The organism is Allobosea vaviloviae (assembly GCF_001298265.1).
Classification (GTDB): domain Bacteria; phylum Pseudomonadota; class Alphaproteobacteria; order Rhizobiales; family Beijerinckiaceae; genus Allobosea; species Allobosea vaviloviae_B.
Genome location: NZ_LGSZ01000095.1, coordinates 214,202 through 220,220, shown reverse-complemented (window position 1 = coordinate 220,220; position 6,019 = coordinate 214,202). Strand labels below are relative to the sequence as shown.

At 67.2% G+C, this 6,019-nt stretch carries 5 protein-coding genes, 1 tRNA gene and 1 pseudogene; 6 read left to right on the top strand and 1 reads right to left on the bottom strand.

Annotation, left to right across the window (positions count from 1 at the left end; translation table 11 throughout):
* The 3 genes and pseudogenes from AE618_RS28655 to AE618_RS28325 all read left to right on the top strand — a co-directional run.
* Positions 1-224, top strand: a pseudogene (locus tag AE618_RS28655) (hypothetical protein); the annotation flags it as partial.
* Between the two features lie 136 nt (positions 225-360).
* Positions 361-447 (top strand) — tRNA-Leu (locus tag AE618_RS26905).
* Positions 448-618: 171 nt separating this feature from the next.
* Positions 619-774, top strand: coding sequence for a hypothetical protein (locus AE618_RS28325; protein ID WP_156330513.1), 156 nt, complete (start codon positions 619-621; stop codon positions 772-774).
* A gap of 22 nt (positions 775-796) precedes the next feature.
* On the opposite strand, the gene AE618_RS26900 is transcribed toward AE618_RS28325, so the two are convergent.
* The gene (locus tag AE618_RS26900) at positions 797-1,936 is read right to left on the bottom strand and encodes an FAD-dependent oxidoreductase (RefSeq protein ID WP_054212118.1); all 1,140 of its coding nucleotides are present in this window, start codon (positions 1,934-1,936) and stop codon (positions 797-799) included.
* A 194-nt stretch (positions 1,937-2,130) separates the two neighbouring features.
* Between AE618_RS26900 and AE618_RS26895 the strand changes: the two genes are divergently transcribed.
* Genes AE618_RS26895 through AE618_RS26885 form a run of 3 tightly spaced genes read left to right on the top strand, consistent with a single transcriptional unit; the run spans position 2,131 to position 6,008 of the window.
* Positions 2,131-4,284: an FAD-dependent oxidoreductase gene (locus tag AE618_RS26895; RefSeq protein WP_054212117.1), complete on the top strand. Its 2,154-nt coding sequence runs from the start codon at positions 2,131-2,133 to the stop codon at positions 4,282-4,284.
* A gap of 2 nt (positions 4,285-4,286) precedes the next feature.
* Positions 4,287-4,940: a CDP-alcohol phosphatidyltransferase family protein gene (locus tag AE618_RS26890; RefSeq protein ID WP_054212116.1), complete on the top strand. Its 654-nt coding sequence runs from the start codon at positions 4,287-4,289 to the stop codon at positions 4,938-4,940.
* The gene (locus AE618_RS26885) at positions 4,941-6,008 is read left to right on the top strand and encodes a radical SAM protein (RefSeq protein ID WP_054212115.1); all 1,068 of its coding nucleotides are present in this window, start codon (positions 4,941-4,943) and stop codon (positions 6,006-6,008) included.
* Positions 6,009-6,019 lie beyond the last annotated feature (11 nt).

Genomic DNA, 6,019 nt, shown 5'->3' with positions numbered 1-6,019 from the left:
ACGAGATGAGCCAGGCGGTCGCTCATCTCGACGAGATGACCCAGCAAAACGCCGCGCTCTCCGAACAGAGCGCGGCCTCGGCCGCCTCGCTCTCCTCCCGCATCGGGCAGCTCAACGACCTCGTCGCAGCCTTCAGGACAGGACAGGAGGGCGCGGGGGCTGGTGGATCGCGTGACGCCCAACCCGTCTACGCCGTGCCCGAGTCTTCGCGCCGCGCCGCCTGATCGGGCCGAATTCCGCCGCGGCCGCAACAGCCGCGGCGACCGGACCGATCCTTTCCCCTGAAATTCCGATGATCTGCAACAAATCGCTCCGCAGGCGTTGACAGTACCACGCCGGCTCCGTAAACGAACCGCCGTTGCCCAGGTGGCGGAATTGGTAGACGCACCAGCTTCAGGTGCTGGCGCTCGCAAGGGCGTGGAGGTTCGAGTCCTCTCCTGGGCACCACTCTTTTTCCTCAGCAGGACAAAGAGATACGGTTTTGTAAGGGCTTATCGGGTGTCCGCTTTCACGCAGCGGTTTCACACACGGACCTTGCAATGCCCGTCCCTTCGCTACCAAGTCGGGATGCTACGACCTTAACGTTTGGGTGCCGAACGAGCTGCGCGCAGTCGTGCCGTGACCCTGCCTATGGCCGACGAATCGGCTACCGTCACCGTCCCCAACAAGGCCTATGTGTCGCTGCGCACCAAGAGCGCGCGTGGGGCCAGGAACTCCTTCAAGATCGCGCTCAACCGGCTGCCTCAGCGGCGAGGCGAATTGGGCGCAAGTTGAGAAGCGGCCGAAACGGCCAGGTTCAGATCGCGGTTTGGAACCTGGCCATAAATCGTCGATCTATCCAGTCCTTGAGCCACCAGACGAGACGCCCCTCCGCCGCCAGCCAGGCGCCGCGGCCGGCGATGGCGCGGCCGTCTCCCGTCATCAGGATGACGAGATAGGCGGTCTGCGGCCGGTGCCGCTCCAGCTCCTCGCCTCGCCAGCGCCGGCGGATGTTGCGGGCCAGAACCGGCCCTTGCCGCACGGCGAAGACGCCCGCCTTCTCGCGCGAATGCTCCAGAATCGTGGCACAGTCGCCGACGGCGAAGACATCCTCGCGTCCCATGGCGAGAAGCGTCGGCGCCGTCGCGACCGAGCCGTCCTGTGACAGCTCCAACCCCGTCTCGCCAAGCCAGCGCGGCGGCCGCGCCCGCGTCGAGATCAGGACGGTGTCGGCTGCGATGCGTTCGTTGGTCGCGGTCACCACGGCGCCCGCTTCGACCGCGACGATGCGGACGCCGTCCCGCCGTGCGATGCCGTGGCGATCGAGCGCGCGGTGGATATGGCGCCGGACCCCGGCATTGAGCGTCGCCACCACCGGACCGGACCCGATCAAGGTGATGCGGGCGGGCGGCGAAGCCTGGGCCCTCGCGCGCAGCCTGGCGGCAAGAGCGAAGGCGAGTTCGACGCCGGCCGCGCCATTGCCAACGACGGCGACATCGCGAAGGCGCCCCTCATCCACGGCCGCGCCCAGAATGGCGTCGCAGCGCGCGAGGAAGCTGCCGATCGGCTTGACTGCGAGGCCGTCGCGGTCCGCTCCCGCGATCCCCGACAGGTCCGGGATGATGCCGACATCGATCGACGCCAGGTGATAATCCACGGGCGCGCGGCCATCGCAAAGCACCTGCCTGCGCGCCAGATCCAAGCCGGTGGCGCGGGCCAGGATCAGTGTCGTGCCGGTCGCTTCGGCCAAGGCGGCGAGATCGATCAGCATCTCGTCGCGTCGATACAGCCCGGCCAGATGGCCGGGCAGCATGCCGGAATACGGCGCATGCGTCTGGTCGCTGATCAGGACCAGACGCAGGCCGGGTTCGGGCCTGCGGCCGAAGGCGGTCATAACCTGAATGTGAGTGTGGCCGCCGCCGATGAGGACGACATCGCCCGGAGCTTGCGTCATCATCCGTGTCCTCTCGATCGTTCCCTTGGCCGTTTTTGCCCGGCAGGATCGGTCAGGGGGGAGATCCCGGCTTGGTGTGCGAAGCGGGAGACGTAACGAAACCGGTCTGTGCGACGAACAAGCTTCATGGGTACTGGCGGATCGCAAGGGGACGTCACTCCATCTCTCGCTTCCATTCCTCTGATGATCGGGCCTCGATGACGAAGCGATCCTATCTAATCCTGGCTGCGGCCGTCACGGTGGGCGCACTCGCCGTCATGTTCCAGGATCGCCTTCCCACCTTCGACGATCTCAAGACTCATCTCGACACCTTGCTGGCGCAGGTCGAGCAGCGTCCGATCGGCTTCCGCCTGGCGTTCTTCGTCGCCTATCTCGCGATCGCCGCCTTGTCACTTCCGATCGCCAGCCTGATGACGCTCGCGGCCGGGGCGCTGTTCGGTCTGGTCGAAGGCACGCTGCTCGCCTCTTTCGCGTCGGGCCTGGGAGCGCTGCTCGCCTTTCTGGCGACGCGTTATCTGTTCCGGGACGGCCTGCGCCGGCGCTTCGCGAAGCCGTTCAGGGCGATCGATGACGGCATCGCGCGCGACGGCCGGCTCTATCTCTTCTCGCTGCGGACGATCCCGGTGTTTCCGTTCTTCCTCGTCAACATCGTGATGGGGCTGACGCGGATCCGGGCCTGGACCTTTTACTGGGTCAGCCAACTCGGCATGTTCCCGGCGACGCTGCTTTACGTCAATGCCGGTGCCCAGCTGGCCGAGATCGACCAGCCCTCCGATATCGCCTCGCCGGGCGTTCTCGCCTCCTTCGCCCTGCTCGGGATCTTTCCCTGGCTCAGCAAGGTCGCGTTCTCGCTCTACCGGAGAAGGGCGCTGTATGCGCCTTTCACACGCCCCGAGCGCTTCGACCGCAACGTCGTGGTCATCGGCGCGGGTGCGGCCGGCCTCGTCAGCGCCTATGTCATCGCGGCCGCCCGCGCGAAGGTGACGCTCGTCGAAGCGCACAAGATGGGCGGCGATTGCCTGAACTATGGCTGCGTGCCGAGCAAGGCGCTGATCGCCAGCGCCAAACTCGCCCACAGGATCCGCCACGCCGGCCGCTACGGGCTGGTTGCGGCGCCGGCCTCCGTCGATTTCAGGGCGACGATGGCCCGCATTCGGGAGGTCATCGCCACAATCGAGCCCCATGACAGCGTCGCGCGCTACACGCAACTCGGCGTCGACGTCGTGGCCGGCCATGCCCGCATCCGCGATCCCTGGACGGTCGAGATCGCGCGGACGGATGGCGAGGCTCAAGTCCTTACGACGCGCGCGATCATCGTCGCCACGGGCGCGCGGCCCTTCGTGCCGCCTTTGCCCGGGATCGCCGAGAGCGGCTACGTCACCTCCGACACGCTGTGGGAACGCTTCTCCGGCCGTGACGCCGCGCCGGAACGCCTCGTCATCCTCGGCGGCGGGCCGATCGGCGTCGAACTGGCGCAGGCGTTTTCTCGACTGGGCTCGCGCGTCACCCTGGTCGAGATGGGCGCACGCCTCCTCGCCCGCGAGGACGACGAGGTCTCGGCCTTCGCGAAGGCGACGCTGGAGGCCGAGGGCATCACGGTCCTGACCGGGCATGAGGCGCTGGCCTGCGAGGGCTCGGGAGCGTCGAAGGCGCTGCTCGTCGAGCGGGACGGGGTGCGCGAAAAGCTGCCCTTCGACGAGTTCATTTGCGCCGTGGGACGCAGCGCACGGCTTTCGGGCTTCGGGCTGGAGGAGCTGGGGATCCCGACCGGCAGGACCATCGAGACCAACGCCTGGCTCCAGACGAAATTCCCCAATATCCTCGCGGCAGGCGATGTCGCGGGGCCATTCCAGCTCACCCATGCCGCGGCCCATCAGGCGTGGTATGCCAGCGTCAATGCCCTGTTCGGCGATCTGCATGCCTTCAAGGCGGATTACCGCGTCATGCCGGCGGTGACCTTCCTCGATCCCGAGATCGCCCGCGTCGGCGTCAACGAGCGCGAGGCGCGGGACAACGGCCTTCGCTTCGAGGTCACGCGCTACGATCTTACGGAACTCGACCGCGCCGTGGCGGACGCCGCGCGTCGGGGCTTCGTCAAGGTTCTGACCAGCGAGGGCGGCGACACGATCCTCGGCGCGACCATCGTCGGCGACCATGCCGGCGAGATGATCGCCGAATTCGCGCTGGCGATGCGCCATGGGCTTGGGCTTAAGAAGATCCTCTCGACCGTCCACGCCTATCCGACCTATCCGGAGGCGGCGAAATATGCCGCCGGTGCCTGGCAGCGGGCCCATGTCCCGCATCGGCTGCTGGCGCTGGTCGCGCGCTTCCATCGCTGGCGGCGGGGCTAGCCATGCTGGACCGCTTTCTCCTGCCGGTCGTCAAAAGCGGACTGCAGCCGGTCGCCGCGGCGCTGGCGCGTCACGGCGTCGGCGCAGACAGCCTGACAGTGACGGGCTTCGTCATCGGCGTGTGTGCCGTGCCGGCGCTGGCCCTGCAGTTCTACGGGTTTGCGCTGGTGGCGATCCTGGTCGGCCGGCTGTTCGATGCGCTGGACGGGGCGGTGGCGCGGCTGAACGGCCCGACCGAGCGCGGCGCCTTCCTCGACATCACCCTCGACTTCGCCTTCTACGGCTGCATCCCGCTGGGTTTCGCGCTGGCCGATCCGGCCCGGAACGCGCTGCCGGCGGCGGTCCTGCTCTCAGCCTTCATGGGCACGGGATCGAGCTTCCTCGCCTTCGCCGTCATCGCCGCCAAACGCGGCCTGACCAGCGAGGTCTATCCGCAGAAGGGTATCTACTACCTCACCGGCCTGACCGAAGGCGCCGAGACGATCGCGGCCCTGGCCTTGATGTGCGTCTTCCCTCAGTCCTTTGCACTCATCGCCTATGTCTTCGCCGCCGCCTGCCTCGTCACCACGCTGACGCGGCTTCGCCAGGGCTGGGTGGCGTTCGGCGGTCCTTCCGAACCGACGACGCGCGCCGTGCCAACGAACGAGGAAGCCTGAATGGAATCCATCTACTGGTCGATCACCTGGGCCTGCCACCGGAAATGCGTTCACTGCTACGAGGATCGGTTCCGGCCCTATGTGCGCAACGCCCTTGGAGACGTGGTCGGGCAGACCTTGCAGAACTGGCCGCGCGTCCTGGCCAACCTGCCCGATCGCATGACCTATCTCGATCTGGAACAGCCTGTTGCCGGCGGCGGCTGGCAGGAGCGTCGCGGCCGCATCATCCTCTCGGGCGGCGAGGTGCTGATCGATCCGATCCGGGAGCCTGCGCTCTACCCGCTTCTGGAGGCGCTGCGCGAACGCTATGCGGGGCGCGGTGGCGTCAATGTCGTGGTGCAGACAACGGGCGATCTGCTCACCGAGGAAATCATCCGCGACCTCGTCGCGCGCGGCGTCTGGATGATCTCGGTCGCGGGCATGGACGATTTTCATGTCGGCATGGAGGGAGCCAAGCGCGACCCGCTGCAGCAGCGGCTAATCGGCTGGTTCGAGGCCGCCGGCTTGCAGCGCTCGGGCCTGCAGCACCAGACCCGCAGATGGCATGAGGAGGACGGGCCGCTGTTCTCCTTCTTCGGCGCGACGCCTGATGCCTGGATCGGCCGACTTTGGCCGCGCGGGCGGGCGTGGAAAAACGGACTGTCCACCGCCACCATGGCGGACAATTTCTGCAACCGCTGGTCGGGCGGTCTCAACTTCCTGAACCACCGCTATTCCGGTTCGGAGGTGGCGATCGATGCGGCCGGCGACGTCTTCCCCTGCTGCATGAAGACCAAGCTGCCGATCGGCAATCTGACCGAGGAGCCGCTCGAGGGCATGCTCGACTCGCTCGTCGGACACCCGGTCTATGAGGCGATCAATGCCGGCCACCCCGAGCGCATGGGCCTGGCCTATGGCTGGGACCTCGACACCTATCTCGCGAAAGCTCAGACGGTTCAGCCCAAGGGCGGTGCGTATCGCAATCTCTGCATCGGCTGCGACCGGTTCCACGAGGAGGTGCTGGGTCCGGTGATCGCCCGGATCCGCAGCGAACGGCTGGCAAGACGGCATCCCCTTGCGGCCGAATGACGCCGATGACC

Bases quoted from the DNA above. Each gene is read 5' to 3' on its own strand.
- AE618_RS26895 (WP_054212117.1), top strand. From the start codon at position 2,131: ATGACGAAGCGATCCTATCTAATCCTGGCTGCGGCCGTCACGGTGGGC.
- AE618_RS26885 (WP_054212115.1), top strand. From the start codon at position 4,941: ATGGAATCCATCTACTGGTCGATCACCTGGGCCTGCCACCGGAAATGC.
- AE618_RS26890 (WP_054212116.1), top strand. From the start codon at position 4,287: ATGCTGGACCGCTTTCTCCTGCCGGTCGTCAAAAGCGGACTGCAGCCG.
- AE618_RS26900 (WP_054212118.1), bottom strand. From the start codon at position 1,936: ATGATGACGCAAGCTCCGGGCGATGTCGTCCTCATCGGCGGCGGCCAC.